This window comes from Brakhagea baltica, from assembly GCF_052161605.1.
GTDB lineage: Bacteria > Planctomycetota > Planctomycetia > Pirellulales > Pirellulaceae > JBKCUI01.
Map to the genome: position 1 here is coordinate 6,913,839 of NZ_CP197409.1, position 14,741 is coordinate 6,928,579.

The window sequence follows — 14,741 nt, forward strand, 5'->3', positions numbered from 1 at the left end:
GGTATTCCGTGGCTTCTAATTTCAAAGCACACTGTATTCTATTGTGTACGGACTCTCGACAACTTTCCACAATTTCCGATGGAAAATGGTTGATGGATCGTCAAAAAGAATTCCGCTATCTCCGCTCTAGATTAATTTCCCTTCGCCGCATATGCAACCAAACAGTTCGTCGGCTTATTTGATTATCCGGCAAGGAAGCCGATGGACCGACGTGTTTCGGCTCGAAAAGGAGAAGAATTTGGTGATTGGACGGGCATCTTCCAACGAAATTCCCGTGCCAGATGAGCGGTCCAGTCGCAGACATGCGGAAATTTTCTGGGAAAATGGCTGGCGAGTTCGTGACCTGGGCTCGCGAAATGGCACCTTTGTGGATGGTGAGAAAATTTCCCAACCCAAGGATTTGCTTCCCGGCACCACGATTACCGTGGCCTCCTGCCGCATGACCTTTTCGGATTCTCTCGAGGACATCGCCCCGCCCTTGGACGCGGAAGCCTTGCCGCCAGAGACCACACAAACGGTGGAAAACGAGGTCTCCACCATCGTTCATCGGCAATCAAAGTCCGCCATTCTCGATCCCGAAGCTTTCGGAATTCCTTCTTCCCCTACGCCGGGACCAATGCGGCCAGCCAGCACCAAAACGGCCAACCCTATGGCTGTGGCTCCCAAACCGGTTGCTCTGGGTGCGTCCACCGTCAATCTGTTGCAATTGGCCTTTGAATTAGCCAAAGAAACAGACCTTTCGCGAGGTTGCGAATTCGCGCTGGAACGCTTGCTCGCCGCCACAGGTTGCCAATCGGCGGGCATTATTAAATTGACCTCCCCAACCAAAGGACATCTGGACAACCCAGGCCGATCCGTGATCGCAGCCATTCAGAAAGCAGGCAAAGCCTATCATCCCGTGTCGGATAAGTTGGCGAGTGCAGTCCTGCGAGAAGGCTCGGCCATACTTGCCCGAAACATCCAACTGGACCGAGATTTGGTCGCCTCGAATTCTTCTCTGTCGGCATCCCAAGAGAGTCACGTCCGCACCACAACTAGCGTGATCGTCGCTCCCATTCGAGCGGAATCGGACGTGATTGGCCTAGTTCATTTATACAGCCGACTCGACGAACCAGATCTGTCCCCTGAAGATCTAGAAATGACTCTCGCAGTCGCGGAAGTCCTAGCCAGGTTCATGGCGAACTTGACCAGCCGAAAGCAGCTTGAAAACCGTCTAAACCATTCCAAGTCCCGCATCCAAGAGCTCGAGTTGCAGCTCGGACATTCCGATGAGTGGGTTAGTGCGTCTACCGGCATGAGCCGGATTCATGAACAAGTGCTCCGGGTCGCTCCTACCAACGCTACCGTTCTGCTGCGTGGCGAAAGTGGCTCCGGAAAGGAAGTCGTGGCTCGTGCCATTCACGATGCGAGCACCAGAAGCAACGGCCCATTCATCGCTCTGAACTGCGCCGCATTGACTCCCACTTTGCTGGAAAGCGAACTCTTCGGTCATGAAAAGGGAGCCTTTACCGGTGCTACCGAACGCAAGGCAGGAAAATTCGAACAAGCCAATGGCGGAACCATCATGCTCGACGAACTCGGCGAGATGAGCATGGAAATCCAATCCAAGTTTCTACGAATCCTCGAGGGCAAAGCCTTTGAACGAGTCGGTGGCAGCAAACCCATCGTCGTCGACGTTCGCGTGATCGCAGCGACCAACAAAGATCTGGAACAAGCGGTCAAGGAAGGGACCTTCCGATCGGATTTGTATTTCCGGCTGCGAGTGATTGAGTTAAGAATTCCTCCACTGCGCGAGAGGCCAGAAGATGTTATGTTGCTGGCCAACCATTTCTTGCAACAGTTTCGTCAACGCTCCGGACACGGCCCTACCGGTTTCTCCGCACGGGCCATCGAAGCCATGAAAAAGTATCACTGGCCCGGAAATGTTCGAGAATTAAGAAATTGTGTCGAACGAGCCCACGTTTTGTCGGTTGGAGATAGGGCAGAACCTGAGGATCTGGCTTTGTCTTACCTACAAGTGCCCGGAATGGTAATTGATAACACGCAGACCACCATTCCCGCTCAAAACGCAACTTACCTGGAGCGGACTATCGAAGAGGTGGAGTGGGAGCACATCAAGGCGACTCTCGAGCATACGGGTGGACAAAAGAATATCGCAGCTGCTATCCTCGGGATCGAACGCTCCACGCTCGATCGCAAACTTAAGAAGATGACCTCCAACGATTCGGACCGGTGAACCATTTGATTCCTGAACACTACTTAGATTGGATAGAATCCGCCAGCGGAATCATATTCGACTGCGATGGGACTTTGGTCGACTCGATGCCCATTCATTTCGTGGCTTGGTACCAAACGATGCAGCGCTACGGAATGGAATTGCCCGAAGATCGCTTCTACGCGCTCGGCGGTATGCCGAGTCATCGCATCATCGAGTTACTGGCTGGCGAGCAGTCGGTCGAGGTCGATGCCGTCCATGCAGCTCATGAAAAAGAGCAAACCTTTCTCGAGCATCTGCACTTATTGAAACCAATCGAACCTGTTATGGCGGTCGCTCGAGCTCACCGCGGCCGCAAGCCGATCGCGGTAGCCAGCGGAGGTTTTCGGAAGATTATTCGTCAACAATTGGAGCTAGTTCAGTGCATCGATTGGTTCGATACAATCGTAACAGCTGAGGATACGCAACGTCACAAACCGGAACCAGATGTGTTCCTAGAAGCGGCCCGCCGACTAGGGATCGCAGCCACGGATTGCCTCGTTTTCGAAGATGCCGATTTAGGAGTCGAGGCTGCCAAACGAGCCGGAATGAGATGCATTGATGTTCGGGAATTCCACCAACCGATTCGCATTCCAATTGATTTAGGAACTTAAAGGACTTGCCTCCCCTAATCCAGTATCGTGCAATTTGTTTTACCATCGCAATGACGATTGCGATGTGCTTGCTTCCAGGATCGCTTCAATTAAAGCTGGATCGTTCGCTGGAAAACATGTTCTCGGAATCGGATCCTGTGCGAGTGAATTTTGAACGCTTGCAAAGGGTTTTCGGTGTGTCGGATTTAGTCGTTTTTGCGTATCGCGATCCGAAATTATGGTCTGCTGACGGAAGCGGATTGGACCGCCTGAAGCAGATCCGCGAGCAATTGGATCAATTGCCCGGAGTTGACTCCGCGATGGATCTTTCCAAGCTGAATCAAATCCTGGTCCAGTGGAAATCTGCAACCTCGGTTTTTCAAATAGGGAAGGCTCTGAATCCTCATCCGCTTCTTTCTGACGAGGATTCCATCGCGGTAGCCATGAAGAAGCTTTTCGAGGGACAAACCCATGCCCCCGATAGCGACTTGATCGCGATAGCCTGTATTTTAAAAAAGAATGCGGCAGATAATCTTCCCGTAACGAAAACGCTAGAAGCGATGCGACGAATCGACCTCGGCGGGGGACAGACTCCGTTGCTAGCTGGACAACGGGTGATGGTCGAGGAAGGCTTTGAAGAAATCGAGAAGGATGGAGCACGGCTAGGTTTGTTTTCTATTGTCAGTCTTTCGGTGCTCTTGCTAGTCGGATTTCGGTCTCTGCGATGGGCGATCATGAATGTGGTTTTGATTCAATGGTCACTCGTCGTGTCTCGCGGTTTGATGGTAGCGTTCCAATGGCAAATCACGATGGTCTCTTCCATGATGGCTTCCTTGGTGACGGTTATCACCGTGGCTACTCTCATGCACTGGTTAATTGGTTTTCGATCGGGGCTAAGGTCTGGATTGGCCGCAGAGGAATCGCTCGCAGCGTCATGGCTTCGGCTTCGCAAGCCGATCGTTTGGGCCTGCATCACGGACGGCATTGCATTCGCCGCGCTGGGGGTTTCTAAAGTTGGCCCCGTTCAAGATTACGGCTATATGATGGCCCTTTCTTCGCTCGTCGTTCTTTCGGGAATCGTATTGTTAGTTCCATTCTTAGCCTTGGCTCCTTTGCTAAGCGTGAAATGGGAGCGAAGACTTGGGTTAGATAGTGAACTAAACACCGCACTGAACTTAAGAAACACCAAGCCTCGTTCGTCGCTGAGTCTGGATCAAGACCGATTATCAGCATGGCTAGTGAAGATGCTAGACCGAACCATCCCGCATGCGAAATGGCTTGCCTCGGCTGCCGTAATTGCGTTGGGGCTTGCGTTTTGGGGGGCATCGGCAGTTCAAGTCGAAACGAACTTCATTGAGAATTTCCGTCCTGGGACTCCGATTGTCAGGGCATATGAAGCCATCGAGAACGATCTAGGTGGAGCCGGAGTGTGGGACGTAATGATCCCAGTGGAGCCCGTATTGACTCCGGATAGAATCGAGTCCATTCGGCAACTAGAACGAGATCTAAGAGCTATCGAAGTACGAGCGAGTCAGTCCCGAATGGAGGGGCCCATTCAGCTCACTAGCGTCATGAGTGCGATCGATGCCGACGATGTTTGGGCTCAGAATCGAATGCTCAGCAATTTGCGTTTTGATCTGCGATTCAACGGAGTCAAAGTCCTGCTTGGATCATTTGCAGAATCACTGTTGGCTTTCGATAAAGAGGTGACACCGCCGCAGAGGATGCTGCGTATAATGCTCCGCTCTAAAGAGCAATTGGGGGCGGCGGAGAAAACGGGCTTGATTGACGAGGTTCAAGCTGTTGTGGATCGGTTTTCCGTATCCCAAACGACGAAGACCGCAGTTGTCTCTGGATACTATGTGTTGCTAACCAGTTTGGTCGCAAGCATCGTGTCCGATCAGTGGATCTGTTTGGGGATTGCAACGCTGGGCGTTTGGTGCGCCTTGGCAGCAGCCCTGAGAAGTTGGTTGTTGCCGACTCTCGCTTTGTTGCCGAATCTATTGCCGAGTTTACTCATCATGAGTTGGTTTGGTTGGACAGGGACGCCCATCAATTTAGGGGCCGCCATGATCGCAGCGGTATCGCTCGGGATCAGTGTCGATTCTTGTTTGCATTATCTCAATCGGTATCAATGGGAACGCCGGGCCGGAATGACAGTGAATGAATCTTTGCGCTGCTCGCAGTCTCAGATTGGATTGTCCGTTACGCTGGCGACGTTGGCGTTAGTGTTGGGTTTTGGTTCCTTGGCCGTAAGTGATTTCTTGCCAACGGTTGTGTTCGGAACAACGGCAGCGATTTCCATGTTAGGATCATTGATTGGCAATTTGTTTTTGCTGCCATCACTTGTGTATCTTGTCTCCAGAGATTGAAAGAAACCGTCTTGTATGCAGCCGTTGGAAGCAGAGTGTAAGTTTCGTGTTGTCGATCAATCGCAAACGAAGGATAAGTTAATTGCGTTAGGTGCGACCTTTGTGAGAACGGAGGAGCATTGCGACACCTACCTGCGTCATCCGTCGCGGGATTTTCGCGTTACGGATGAAGCGTTACGGATTCGGCAAATCAACGAAGAAGCTTACGTGACTTACAAAGGAAAACGGCTAGAGGGGCCAATCAAAATCCGGCCAGAGATCGAATTGAAGCTGGAGTCCTCCACGATTGAAGGTTGGTTTCAGATATGGGAAAACCTGGGCTTCGAGAGAGTGCGTCAGGTAAAGAAGTCCCGAGAGATATACGAAATTTCGGGAGAGTATGGTCCCATGACCGTGACGTTGGATGAGGTCTTCGGTTTGGGGTTTTATGCAGAGATCGAGCGAATCTTGATTGATGCGAGTCAGATTGCCAAAGCACAATCCGACATTGCAGCCCTGTCTTCGCAGCTCGGTTTAGGGGACATAGAAAAGCGAAGCTACCTATCCATGCTATTGGGGCAAAGCGAAAAAATCGTTTAGCCGTACGGGCAACGCCCTGCGCTGAGGTCTCCAGGGCAGCAGCGGCATGATTTCCAGCAGATTCAGGAAGGACAGCAGATTGCAAGCGATAAACCTCGAAGCCATACTTCTAAACGCGGACGCGAAGACTGTCTAGCTTCATATCCAGGTTGTTGCTCACCGAGAAATCTCAAAAATTCATGTCGTTGTTTAGGCAGCGGACGCTATCGGAGGACCAACGCTGGCCAGTCACCGGCACAAATGTATTCTCTCTCCCCGTATTTTTGAGATAGAGCAAATACTGGGGAACGCTCTCGTTCTTTTCCGATTTCTCGATTATGCCCCAGTCGGTAACCTCGTCGTTGAGCACGACTGCTACAAGACTAGGAAATAGAATCCGTTTGCGGAGCTTTGCCAGGTCTGTTTTCAATCCCAGTACCACGGTCCTTGGTTCCCACTCAGTTGTTACGACGTTGACTTCTGTTCTTACCTCGCCTTTCAGTACAGAGAGGACATCCAGTTTGTTCAAAAAACGTCGTGTCGATTCTCGGTCAAAGTCTGTCTCGCCGACAATGTCATGAGCCGTTTCTTGCTTGTCAGCAAGTTTCGCGATAAGCGAAGACAAAATGTTTGACTTCCTAGGATAACTTCCCACAATTACGGCTTCCTCACTTGAAAAAGCTAGAGGTGTGCATGTTCGGCTACGAGAAAAAGAAACAATGGATACACTACCCCGCCTTGATCGCTCAAAAACGATGAAAACCAGCCTCGCCCGCCAAGGAGATGGTAGCCGTGTGGTTGACTATTCGATGGTAGATCGCTTGAATATGGTGTGGCTTTTGACTATCGCATCGTGGTCTATCAAGGATCGAAACATTGCTGCATCCCGACTTCAAAGACATGTTGTCCGAGTTCATCGACTCAGCCGTTGATTTCATGTTGGTGGGGGCTTATGCCTTGGCCGCCCATGGATACCCCCGCTCAACTGGAGATATCGATATTTGGGTCCGGGCAGACAAACAAACGGGTCCATTTATTTACTCTTGTCTCAGGAGATTTGGTGCCCCCCTGCACGACTTAACTGTTGACGACCTATCCACACCTGGGATGGTATTTCAAATTGGAGTCCCGCCAGTTCGAATTGATATTTTAACCAAAATTGATGGTGTCGTCTTCGAAGATGCCTGGGAGAATCGTACGACCGTAGATTGGGATGGGCTGAAGATATCGGTAATAGGTTTGGAGGATCTGATAAAGAACAAACGGTCCACTGGACGTACCAAGGACCTAGCGGACGCTGAGCAACTCGAGGCAAACCGAGGCGAACAGCGAAGGATGATAGAATGACAACAGTGAATTCCGCTTAAATCTTTTGGTGGTGCCTCAGGAACTTCCCGTTAAGTACTCGTTTGCCTCTCACGCCAGTGTTGATGCGTAGAGATAAGTGTTACTCCCTCATATCTCTCTCGAAAGTGCTACTCACCTTTGAGTGAATAGCCACGGAAAGCTCCTTCGGCATCCATTCTTTCCAAACCGTGCTGACTATCAAAATAAAGAACGGTCCAGCCGGGACGGAAGTCGGAATGATATACCCAGCTCGATTCCTTCTTCTCCGTCGGTTCACCCAATATCGAAAGCACCGTAGCTTTCTCCATACCAACTCGCAGCCGATTCAAACTCCACAATCCGCAAGGCGGCTCGGCAAGAAGCTTCAATCCAAAACCAGAGACTGCGAACAAGGCGACCAGGATAGCGCCAATGCTTAATCTTGATCGCATGTGCTTACTCAACACCTTGAGCATCCTTATGCCAGGATGATGATTACATCGAACAACATGTTCCGTTTGCCGCCCAGTCTCGTAGGGATTCAAATTAGATTCTGCAATGTGCAAGGATCTGTTCGGGGGACGATAGATAGCCGGTGTAAAATTGACCGAACTCGCCGAAGGTCGCGCTGGCTTTGTCGTAACGCATCGTATAGACGATCTCTTTCAAAAACTGAGGGTTGCGAGCCCAAAGGGTCACTCCCCATTCCCAATCGTCCAACCCGACCGATGAGGTCACCAGTTGCGTCACTCGGCCTGCGAATGCCATCCCGCTTTGCGCGTGTTCCGCCATCATCTCCATCCGCGAAGAAAATGGTTGCAAGAACCAATTGGCGCCGACATCGCGACTCTTGTTCATGGGATAAAAACACATTGCCGGCCAAGTAGGAAAGTCCGGTGCCAGTCGCTGCGCGAACATCATGGGGAGCCGCTTCTCATACGACGACACCTTGGCCAGAAAGGTCGGTGAATTGGGATCCTCGCCCGAGCGAATCAGCTTCTGTGCATACTGATCCTTATCAGGTAAATACTCACTGATTTCGGAAACCGAGACGAATGAGTAGACCGCTTCGACTGCGGCACCTATCTTGCTAGACATGATACGTTGATGAACGTGATCGATCACCAGCGGATTTGGGTCCATCATTACGAGACCAAAATCTGCTTTGTGCCCACTTACGATGAACGATTGAATCCGCTCGGGACGTGTGATATCCGCAGCCGTGATCGCTTGGCAGAAGTCACTCCGAGTAGCAGAGTCGATGAACAAATCTTTCAGAACCGTCCGATTCCAGCGGTAAAAGTAATGACCGCAGTGCCAACCTTGGACAGGTACGACGGATGGTTCGGGTAGTTGGGCTGGTGCTCCGTGTGGATTCATTTTTTGAACTCTAGGGTTAATTGGAATTGCGGGCGATAACGCGATGAAAGTGCAAGTGAACCTCTCGAGCGCAGACTCTTCGTACGCCTTCGACCAAACAGCGAGGTTCGTTCTCCGTTTGGCCACGAGCGATCACCTCCTCAAGCTTAGTGCCTGGTGGGACGGTGAAGGCGGTTTGTTGTATAGTCTGATTCCCGGCGTCGAGCTCTGGGACGATAAAGTGGCATGTTGCTCCGAAGGTCAACATTCGAGCTGCGTAGGCATCATGGTACGGACGCAAGCCGCGAAAGCCGGGTAACAATCCGTGATGGAGATTGATTATGCGTCCCCCCGCGAACTTCCAGCAGGTATCTGGTGGTAGGACCCGCATATATCTGGCTAGGATCACATAGTCAGCTTGATAGCGATCGATAAGGCTGACCATTTTCGATTCATCCGCGATTCCCTCGTCATCGCCAATCATCTCAAAGGGAATGCCGAACTCTCGGGCCAAGGGTTCACATCTTCGTCTGTTGCCTATCAGCACGACAGGGGTGGCGCGAATGACCCCGTCCCGAATGGCTTCCAAGACAGCTCGGGGCGTATGTTCGAGGTAGGTTACGCAAATCGCCAGATTCGGCCGAGCGGCTCTTGCCTCGGGGCTCCATACCCGGATTTCCAAGTTGGTTTTCTCCGCTATAGCCTGCATCGACTCCTTGAGTTGAGCAAATGCGTTGGAAGCAATCTGCAATCGACACATCATGGCGAACACGGCCGCTTCGTCGTGGTCGTACATCTGAATCTCGGCAATATTCGCGCCGCGACTGGTTACATCGTGAATGATCGGGTCGGCCAATCCGACATTGTCAGGCCCGACCGCAGTGATGACGACTTCCATTGGGGGTAATTCTTCCTAGGCGACGTGGTTGCTAGCAAAACGAAAGGCTAGCCGACAGTCAAGATTGTACAAAGATCCGAGATTTCGGTGAGCCCCCGGAGATAGTGATCTTGCGTCGCTTGCCCAGATTCTAGAGACTTCCAACGGGTGGCAATCAGCCGAGCTGGTCGCTGTCGATCATACCGGGAATGGATTCCTCGGCGATGAGTAAAGAGTTGAGTTTCGCATTGGTTCAGTAGGACGCTGCACGATGAGTTGCATTGGGAGCCGCATTTGGTGTGGTCGGATCTGGTTGCTTCTTTGGAGCGGGCTAATGGTCGCTGCGTTTATGTCAGGCGATCTGCAAGCCGCCGTCGAACCCAACGGTGATTGCGTCGGCATCTTTTTCTACAAATCCGGCTCAAAAGATTGTGAAGCCGCATGGCCCGATGTCCAACAAGCTATCAACGCGGGTTGGGCGATTCGAATTAGCAACGTAGATACCGAGTACGATTTGGCCAAGCGAATGCAGATTCGAACGCTGCCGACCCTGTTGTTGCTAAGAAGCGGACGGGAAGTCGACCGTATCCTTGGTACTACTTCGCTGCGAGACATTGAGCATCGCATGAAAGCCGCTTCCTCGCCCGATAGTTTGCGCCTCCAGGCTTCTCATTCCTTATCATCCGAGCCAACCGTACGGGGGCAATCCCAACCCGTTTCTGTTCCGATGGCCTCTCCAGGAATCGCTCCACCCCTGGACTCAACGGGAACAGTTGTGCAAGCGGGAAGTCACACATTTTGGCAGAGCAATCCGACTCAACAGCCCATCGACCAACGCCCACCCTCCGATCCGGCGGGAGCTACAGTTCGAATTCGAGTAGACGAGCCGTCTCACGAGGCGATTGGAACGGGAACCATCATCGATACCTACAATGGCGAAGCGCTAGTACTTACGTGCGGGCACTTGTTCCGTGACACCCGAGGCTCCACTCCGATCATCGTGGAAACCTTTTTTGGTGGTCAAGCTCGCTCCTATCAAGCCTGGTTGATCGATTTTCGTGCGGATGAGACCGACATTGGTTTGATTTCGTTTCGTCCCGAAAGTCCTGTGCCAGTTGCCCGGTTAATGGATCACCGAGAGCGGCTGCGAGAGGGTGAAACGGTTTTCAGTTGGGGGTGCGATCACGGTGCAACTCCATCGAGACGAGACAGCCAAATCAGCAAACTGAACCGATACCTGGGACCTGCCAACGTTGAGGTATGGGGCAAACCGGTCCAAGGACGAAGCGGGGGCGGGCTCTTCAACAGCCGTGGGGAACTAATCGGCGTATGCTACGCTGCAGACGATGAGCTAAACGAGGGATTGTACAACGCCCCTGAAGTGGTCTACGAGCAACTATTGAAGCTCGGTTTACGTCGATTATTCGAACATCAAACCGCGATGAGCCAGCCAACTCCGCAAAGTGTCCAAGACACTTCGCCATCGTTGGCAGCATCCATCGCTCTAGCGAGTGCAATCGCTCCAGCTCAGCCCAGAAACCGACGCATGCTGGTGACGCTCGAAGAAAACGGCCAAACGCAACAGATCGAAATCCAAGACCCATCGCCAACTCTCATTGATGCCATTCATCAACATCGCTTGATTCGATAAAACCATCGATCGGCGATTCGTGGTCGCTGCTTCTAATTTACTGCGCCAGAATCGCTGCTGGTGATCGCTGCCCGATATCCTAATCGCCAGCATTCTTAGAAAAAAATCCAATTTCGAAGCCTATTTCGCGTGAATTCTCCGCCAAGAGACTTAGGCCATGGGTTTTGGTTGTCGAGTGTCTTCGTTAGACTACCGCAAGACCAGACATAGGTGGACGCAAAATTCTGCGGTAAATTTTTTCGATGCCAACTAGCTAAGAACGAGGTAGGTGCGATGACGGGAACATTGATTACATTGGGGGTCTTGGTGGCGATCGGTTTGCTGCTGATATTCCTCGTCGTAGGGATCTACAACAACCTTGTTGCTTTGCGGAATCGCTACAAGAATGCCTTCGCTCAAATCGATGTGCAATTGAAACGTCGGTATGACCTTATCCCGAACTTGGTCGAAACCGCCAAGGGATACATGAAGCACGAGCAAGAAACGCTCGAGAAAGTGATCCAGGCTCGGAATCTAGCCTTCGCTGCAGGGCAATCAGCCGCCTCTAATCCCGGTGACCCGACCACAATGAAGAACCTTGGGCAAGCCGAAGGGAATTTGAATGGTGCTCTCGGTCGCCTCATGATGCTGGCCGAATCGTATCCTGATCTCAAGGCGAACCAAAACATGCTCGCCATTCAGGAAGAATTGACGTCTACTGAGAATAAGATCGCTTTTGCACGACAAGGCTTCAACGACTCCGTTACGCAGTACAACACCAGTCGAGAGCAGTTCCCAGCGGTGCTTTTTTCGGGGGCATTTGGATTCTATCCTGCACAGCTTCTAGAGATTGAAAATCCAGTGGAAAAAGAAGCGGTCAAAGTCCAATTTTGATTGCATGTTCGGACTTGATCGGATCGTTATTCGGAAGAATCTCTCTCGGAGGTTGATGTAGTGGATTTTTTTGCGAGCCAGGATTTAGCCCGCCGAAACACTCGCAAGCTGATCGGACTGCTCGCGGTAACGGTCGTAGCGTTGACTTTGGCGGTCTACGGTGTCGCGGCCGTCGCGTTCATGGCCGGCTCTACCTACCAAACGAAATCCGAGGCTACAGCACCATTCGACGTTTCGAGCTGGCTGTTTAGCTATGAGAGTCTGGTCTTGCTAGGAGCGGTCGCTGTCTTAGTGACTGGAGTGGTTAGCGTCGGCTCGCTGATGAAGATCTCCGAACTCAATCAAGGTGGCGCGGGGGTCGCTAATCAACTGGGGGGGCGTAGGCTTCAACCGGGAACAACAGACTTAGCCGAGAGACGTATTCTCAATGTCGTGGAGGAAATGGCACTCGCATCGGGTGTTCCCGTTCCACCGGTTTATTTGTTGGATAACGAACAGAGCATCAATGCGTTCGCTGCGGGTAACTCGATCGATGACGCTGTCATCGGCGTTAATAAAGGGACTATTCAAAAGCTGAATCGCGAGGAGCTCCAAGGAGTCATCGCTCACGAATTCAGCCATATCCTCAACGGGGACATGCGAATGAGTCTGCGCATGGTGGGGCTTCTTTACGGGATTCAAGCCATTGCGTTGATCGGGTTGACTTTGTTTCGCTTCACTGCCTACGCTGGGCACGCACGATCCAGCAACAACAAGAATGGGAACATAGCAATCGTCTTGATGATTCTCGGAGGTGGGCTCTTTGCGGTTGGCTCCATCGGTCTTTTCTTTGCGAGGCTTATCAAAGCGTCCATTTCCAGACAGAGAGAGTTCCTAGCTGATGCCTCGGCAGTTCAATTCACTCGGATTCCGACAGGCATTGCCGGTGCCCTCAAGATGATTGGGAACGATAGCCGGACTTCGAAAATGGAGTCCCCCAATGCGGAATCGATCAGCCACATGTTTTTTGCCAACATGTATGGTTCTCTTACTCAGAATTTGCTCGCAACGCACCCGCCCCTCGTTCCTCGCATTCAAAAAATCGAACCCGATTTCAATGGGCAATTCAAAAGCTACCTGGAGCGACGTTCGACCGCCTCCATCGTAGCCGCTGACGAGCGATCAAAGAAAAAGTCCAAAGAGAATGAAAACCCTTGGGGAAATCGCTTTGGTACCATGATGGGGCAACTCGGGATGCCGACACAATCCCTTCCGATTGAGCCGCACCTTTTCATTGCAGCGATCGGAAACCCCAATCAAGACGACATGCAGTTCTCGCAGAATCTTCTAGAGAATGTTCCACCGAAATTTTTAGAGCACTGCCATGACGTTTACTCGGCCCGTTGCATCGTATTCGCCTCATTGCTCGCCTCGGATGAGGCTGTCAGGCGTCAGCAGTTAGATGATCTTAAGAAACGCGAAGATGAACCGACGGCGGAAGAAACTTTGCGAATGTCTGCCGAGCTAACCAAAATTGGTGAACGCTTTCGACTGCCAATCTTCGAGATCCTACAAGGAACATTGGTGGGGTTGTCGAAACCTCAATTCCAGCGATTCCAAGAGACGGTCAAGTCACTGATCCTTGCAGATCGTAGCGTGTCGCTCTTCGAATTCTTCTTGCTTCACCATTTAGTTCGTCACCTTTCACGGCATCTTGGAGCTAACAAAGAGCGAGAAACGACGTTCCCCAATCTGACCCCACTCGCATCCGAGATCGAGCTGTTGTTATCGATTGTTGCGAGACAGGGGCACAAAGATCAGACGGAGATGGAAAAAGCTTTTCGGGCTGCCACGAGCTCTTTGCGAACGATGAACCGATCTTTGCGATTTACGGGCGGTGAGTGGGATTTCTCTAAACTCGACGCGGCTGTCCGACGATGTGGTTTTTTGGCTCCTCAAGCGAAGAAAGAACTGCTTGCCGCGATCGCTCATTGCATCATTCACGATGGGGTTGTAACCGTTGAAGAAGCAGAATTATTCCGTGCCATTGCCGAATCGCTCGATTGCCCGGTCCCGCCGATTGTTGCTACCTCCAATGCCAGTGCCGCGAGCGGAGGTTGAAAACAAGTAATCGTTTAACCGCACGGGCATCGCCCTGCGCTGAGGGCTCCAGCATCTTCACCGCCCGTCATTCTACCCAGTTATCTCACTCCGCCGATACTTTTGTATTCCGTCGCCAGAGGCGAGTCCCGGCTCGCTACGCATCGCCCGTCACCGTATGGCTTGCGCCATTACGCTCCTATTTGCTTAGGGGCCGCCTCAATCGTCCTGCCGGGGCGATCACATTTCTAGATTGCCAACTTTGAAAACAATTTCCGATCTCTGAAATCCGATCGACTCGTAAAGTTTGATAGCTCCGTAGTTGTGGATGGTCACCTCGAGGGTTACGTAACGGCAGCCTTGGGACTGAAACCCTAGGATCGCGCGTCGGATTAATTCGCGTCCGATTCCCTTGCCCCGAAAACTGGGTATCACCCCTATGTTCTGGATGGCACCATGCGTCAAGTTGGTACGAAGGCCCTGGATCGTTCCTACCGCAAGCAAATTTCGCTGATTGCTATCTTTAGCCAACGCTAACCAAGTCGCCTCGGGAACGAACGAATCCTTTTGAGAAATATCCCGCATCAGCCTGCGACAGCCCTCGCGATCGCCGAGACAAGGGAAAACGTTCACATCCATTTCCCTGCGAAAACTCTCCCATTTGCACATTCCGTGCATGGGCAGTAGCTTGTCCTCCCAGGCTGCGAAAAGAGTCTCTCCAGATAATTGAGACTCCGGGATGGCTTGGGAATGCACATCGAATTGCATTCGGAATCGCTTGAAAAAAACGGACGTCATT

General features: G+C 51.7%; 13 protein-coding genes. 8 read left to right on the plus strand and 5 right to left on the minus strand.

Annotated features, from left to right (window positions below):
- Nucleotides 1–151 precede the first annotated feature (151 nt).
- Genes SH449x_RS26850 through cyaB form a run of 4 tightly spaced genes read left to right on the plus strand, consistent with a single transcriptional unit; the run spans nt 152 to nt 5,798 of the window.
- Nucleotides 152–2,236, plus strand: coding sequence for a sigma 54-interacting transcriptional regulator (locus SH449x_RS26850; RefSeq protein WP_482379161.1), 2,085 nt, complete (start codon nt 152–154; stop codon nt 2,234–2,236).
- Entirely contained in the window at nt 2,233–2,868 is a 636-nt protein-coding gene (locus SH449x_RS26855) for an HAD family hydrolase (protein ID WP_482379162.1), read from the plus strand. The genes SH449x_RS26850 and SH449x_RS26855 overlap by 4 nt, the downstream gene beginning before the upstream one ends.
- A gap of 50 nt (nt 2,869–2,918) precedes the next feature.
- Complete coding sequence (locus SH449x_RS26860; RefSeq protein ID WP_482379163.1) at nt 2,919–5,219, plus strand: efflux RND transporter permease subunit; 2,301 nt, start codon at nt 2,919–2,921, stop codon at nt 5,217–5,219.
- Between the two features lie 15 nt (nt 5,220–5,234).
- Entirely contained in the window at nt 5,235–5,798 is a 564-nt protein-coding gene (cyaB, locus tag SH449x_RS26865; protein ID WP_482379164.1) for a class IV adenylate cyclase, read from the plus strand.
- A gap of 169 nt (nt 5,799–5,967) precedes the next feature.
- Here cyaB and SH449x_RS26870 read toward each other — a convergent pair whose 3' ends face one another.
- Nucleotides 5,968–6,402, minus strand: a complete 435-nt coding sequence (locus tag SH449x_RS26870) for a hypothetical protein (protein ID WP_482379165.1) — start codon at nt 6,400–6,402, stop codon at nt 5,968–5,970.
- Nucleotides 6,403–6,653: 251 nt separating this feature from the next.
- Here SH449x_RS26870 and SH449x_RS26875 point away from each other — a divergent pair, with 251 nt between their 5' ends.
- On the plus strand, nt 6,654–7,124 hold the full coding sequence (locus tag SH449x_RS26875; protein ID WP_482379166.1) for a nucleotidyltransferase: 471 nt from the start codon (nt 6,654–6,656) through the stop codon (nt 7,122–7,124).
- 128 nt (nt 7,125–7,252) lie between these two features.
- Here SH449x_RS26875 and SH449x_RS26880 read toward each other — a convergent pair whose 3' ends face one another.
- From SH449x_RS26880 to SH449x_RS26890, 3 genes are all read right to left on the minus strand, one after another.
- A complete protein-coding gene (locus SH449x_RS26880) occupies nt 7,253–7,555 on the minus strand; it encodes a hypothetical protein (protein ID WP_482379167.1) in 303 nt (100 codons plus the stop codon).
- A 94-nt stretch (nt 7,556–7,649) separates the two neighbouring features.
- Nucleotides 7,650–8,483, minus strand: a complete 834-nt coding sequence (gene hemQ / locus SH449x_RS26885; RefSeq protein WP_482379168.1) for a hydrogen peroxide-dependent heme synthase — start codon at nt 8,481–8,483, stop codon at nt 7,650–7,652.
- A gap of 16 nt (nt 8,484–8,499) precedes the next feature.
- A complete protein-coding gene (locus tag SH449x_RS26890; protein ID WP_482379169.1) occupies nt 8,500–9,360 on the minus strand; it encodes a formyltetrahydrofolate deformylase in 861 nt (286 codons plus the stop codon).
- A 250-nt stretch (nt 9,361–9,610) separates the two neighbouring features.
- On the opposite strand from SH449x_RS26890, the gene SH449x_RS26895 reads away from it, so the two are divergent.
- The 3 genes from SH449x_RS26895 to SH449x_RS26905 all read left to right on the plus strand — a co-directional run bounded on the left by SH449x_RS26895 (nt 9,611) and on the right by SH449x_RS26905 (nt 13,963).
- Nucleotides 9,611–10,990 (plus strand): S1 family peptidase, encoded by a 1,380-nt coding sequence (locus SH449x_RS26895; RefSeq protein WP_482379170.1) that lies wholly within the window; start codon nt 9,611–9,613, stop codon nt 10,988–10,990.
- A 273-nt stretch (nt 10,991–11,263) separates the two neighbouring features.
- Complete coding sequence (locus tag SH449x_RS26900; protein ID WP_482379171.1) at nt 11,264–11,863, plus strand: LemA family protein; 600 nt, start codon at nt 11,264–11,266, stop codon at nt 11,861–11,863.
- 60 nt (nt 11,864–11,923) lie between these two features.
- Nucleotides 11,924–13,963, plus strand: coding sequence for a M48 family metallopeptidase (locus SH449x_RS26905; RefSeq protein ID WP_482379172.1), 2,040 nt, complete (start codon nt 11,924–11,926; stop codon nt 13,961–13,963).
- A 219-nt stretch (nt 13,964–14,182) separates the two neighbouring features.
- Here the strand turns inward: SH449x_RS26905 and SH449x_RS26910 are convergent, their stop codons facing one another.
- Nucleotides 14,183–14,740: a GNAT family N-acetyltransferase gene (locus SH449x_RS26910; protein WP_482379173.1), complete on the minus strand. Its 558-nt coding sequence runs from the start codon at nt 14,738–14,740 to the stop codon at nt 14,183–14,185.
- Nucleotide 14,741: the final 1 nt, after the last annotated feature.

Coding starts and splice junctions, on each gene's coding strand:
- SH449x_RS26850 (WP_482379161.1), top strand. CDS start 152: ATGCAACCAAACAGTTCGTCGGCTTATTTGATTATCCGGCAAGGAAGC.
- SH449x_RS26860 (WP_482379163.1), top strand. CDS start 2,919: ATGACGATTGCGATGTGCTTGCTTCCAGGATCGCTTCAATTAAAGCTG.
- cyaB (WP_482379164.1), top strand. CDS start 5,235: ATGCAGCCGTTGGAAGCAGAGTGTAAGTTTCGTGTTGTCGATCAATCG.
- SH449x_RS26880 (WP_482379167.1), bottom strand. CDS start 7,555: ATGCGATCAAGATTAAGCATTGGCGCTATCCTGGTCGCCTTGTTCGCA.
- hemQ (WP_482379168.1), bottom strand. CDS start 8,483: ATGAATCCACACGGAGCACCAGCCCAACTACCCGAACCATCCGTCGTA.
- SH449x_RS26890 (WP_482379169.1), bottom strand. CDS start 9,360: ATGGAAGTCGTCATCACTGCGGTCGGGCCTGACAATGTCGGATTGGCC.
- SH449x_RS26895 (WP_482379170.1), top strand. CDS start 9,611: ATGAGTTGCATTGGGAGCCGCATTTGGTGTGGTCGGATCTGGTTGCTT.
- SH449x_RS26900 (WP_482379171.1), top strand. CDS start 11,264: ATGACGGGAACATTGATTACATTGGGGGTCTTGGTGGCGATCGGTTTG.
- SH449x_RS26910 (WP_482379173.1), bottom strand. CDS start 14,740: ATGACGTCCGTTTTTTTCAAGCGATTCCGAATGCAATTCGATGTGCAT.